The following is a 2,474-nucleotide window of genomic DNA, read 5'->3' on the forward strand; positions in this document are numbered from 1 at the left end:
TTAAACATAACAAACGGTTCAAGAGGGACAGCCAACGCGCGGCATTTTTATTATGCGTTGGTTTTGGTGGTTACGGTGTTATGCGGAAGCTTGGTTGTGGCGTTGGCTGCCCCTTAACCGGGCGTTAGGGCAATTCTAGTTTGGCGGAAGGAGTAAAAATGGCAAATATAGGTACAATTGATTTCTATATCGGAGTGCCAAGTTTACCTCGCGAGGACTTTGAAAACTATTCGACACAGCTTTTTGACGAATGGGAAGCTTATGTTGGCCAAAACTTGGAGCTAAGTGACTACTCTCTTGTTCTAGAAGTTGAGGAAGGTTCAATAAAAGCCAAAGGTAAAATACTTGCTACCGCGAGTGTTTTGTATTTTGGTATTGCCCAATATGGTTCATTCATCTCCGGTCTACAAACAATAAATAATCAAGTTAAGGCTGTTGGTGATTATCTAGGCGAAAGAGCTAGTTCACCATTTGATCTAAGTCGAGTTCAGCCTAAGTTGCGAAAACGAGGGGAATCTCTTGCTCGTCTAGAAAACCTTTTTATCAAAGTTCAGCGCGGTGAATTAACTGTCGAAATGGCAATGCAAGAAACGGAAGCTATCTTCGGTGCAGAGCTAGAGGAGGCTCCAGAGTTTTATAATGACCTCAAAGAATCTTTGGAGAAAACACAAGTAATTCCACAGCAAATGGAATTGAAGCTAGTTGACGTGAATGGAGAAGAGTTAGCCATTCCTCATCTGCCCCAAAAGCAACCACGGAAGCCTCAACAACCTAGAAATCCAGCTCCTGCTGTAGATCAGTTTAGAGTAGAGGTTTGGCGTGAAACGAAAAATAGTAAGAGGAATGTCAAAGTTACAAGCCTATAAAAATTGCCCTAACAAACAATTTAAGAGTGATTCAGCACGCTTGGCATTTTTAGTTTGGGTTAAGTTCGGTGATTACGGCGGTTAAATTGAGTGTTGTGGTTGCGTGCTTCACACCTTAATTGGGCGTTATGCATTACATCAAATTCAGCGTTAAAAGGATGAATAATGAGCGTTCAAAAAGTAGTTGTTATTACTGGCGGTAGCCGAGGGATTGGTGCAGCGACAGCAAAGCTTTTTGCTCAAAACGGTTTTTCCGTATGCATAAATTACAAATCTAATGCTGAGGCTGCTAATACTCTCGTGGAAGAAATCAAAGCGTTAGGTGGTCATTGTATTGCGGTTCAAGCTGACGTTTCCAAAGAAGGTGATGTTGTTAAACTGTTTGAAACCGTTGACCAAGAGCTTGGTGTTGTTTCTGTTCTTGTCAATAATGCTGGTATCTTAAAGAAGCAGATGCGCTTAGACGAAATGAGCGCAGAGAGGATTAACTCAATTCTCATAAACAATGTGACAGGTTATTTCTTGTGTTGTCGTGAAGCAGTGAAACGAATGTCAACTCGTCATGATGGTCTCGGAGGTGTCATAGTTAATGTTTCTTCGGGAGCCGCTCGAACAGGTTCACCGAATGAATACATCGATTATGCAGCGTCAAAAGGTGCAATTGACACGTTAACAAAAGGTCTGTCGTTGGAAGTTGCTGCGGAAGGTATCAGAGTTAACTGTGTTCGCCCTGGATTGATTTATACCGATATGCACGCTGACGGTGGAGAGCCTGACCGTATAGAACGACTCAAAAATAAAATTCCAATGCAACGGGGTGGTTTGCCTGCTGAAGTCGCTGAGGCCATTTATTGGTTAGCGTCTGAAAAATCATCATTTTCTACAGGTAACTTTCTGGATTTAGCCGGTGGTTTGTAATGCATAACAAAGCGTTCAAGAGGGACTTGGCACGCGTGGCATTTTCGGTTTGCGGTTTGTTTAGTGGTTAGGGCGTGATGCGGTCACCTTTGTAGTGCGTGCCTGCGCTCCTTAACGCGGCGTTAGCTTAAAACAATGAAAATCAATTGATTGCAGCCTGTTTTTTCTTCCCTTGGCAGCTCGTTCCGGTTTCTCGGCAAATCAGCATTGTTTGCCAACGCGAGTTTTGAGCCGTTGCCTCAATTGAGTTTTGGGATCGCGCGAGGTTAGCCAGTTTGGCGTAAAGTCGCTTTGGAAGTTTTGCTTTCGCTTTGAGTTTTCCGAAAATGAGTTATCAAAATTTTCGGGTTTTCAAATCGCATGAAAGGCCACAAAGTTTGAGTCAATTCGGGTTTCAAAGCTCAAGTGGTTTGTTGGTTTTCTAAATCGGTTTAATCTCAGGCTTGGTAAATCTTAAGGTGCTGAAATTTAAGCTAACAAACTGCTTAAGCGGGATTCGCAATGCGTGGCATTTTCAGCATGCGGTGAGTTTTGTGATTAAGTTGGTGTGCTGTAGCTTTTGCAGTGCATTGCTCACCCCTTAGCAGGGCGTTATGTGCCTTTCCTGTGAAGCAAACAACATTATGTGCAACCATTAACTTATAGAATGGCTAAAAATTCATATTTTAGAGGGTGTTATGGTTTTTAGTA

General features: G+C 42.6%; 3 protein-coding genes. All 3 read left to right on the forward strand.

Annotated features, from left to right (window positions below):
• The coding region (locus UF06_RS27915) for a DUF3265 domain-containing protein (protein ID WP_226972902.1) at window positions 1-128 on the forward strand (128 nt) is incomplete at its 5' end.
• A gap of 30 nt (window positions 129-158) precedes the next feature.
• Window positions 159-866, forward strand: coding sequence for a hypothetical protein (locus UF06_RS16000; RefSeq protein WP_045571314.1), 708 nt, complete (start codon window positions 159-161; stop codon window positions 864-866).
• A 165-nt stretch (window positions 867-1,031) separates the two neighbouring features.
• Entirely contained in the window at window positions 1,032-1,784 is a 753-nt protein-coding gene (locus tag UF06_RS16005) for an SDR family oxidoreductase (RefSeq protein ID WP_039470334.1), read from the forward strand.
• Window positions 1,785-2,474: the final 690 nt, after the last annotated feature.

This window comes from Vibrio sp. S234-5, from assembly GCF_000960595.1.
Lineage (GTDB): Bacteria > Pseudomonadota > Gammaproteobacteria > Enterobacterales > Vibrionaceae > Vibrio.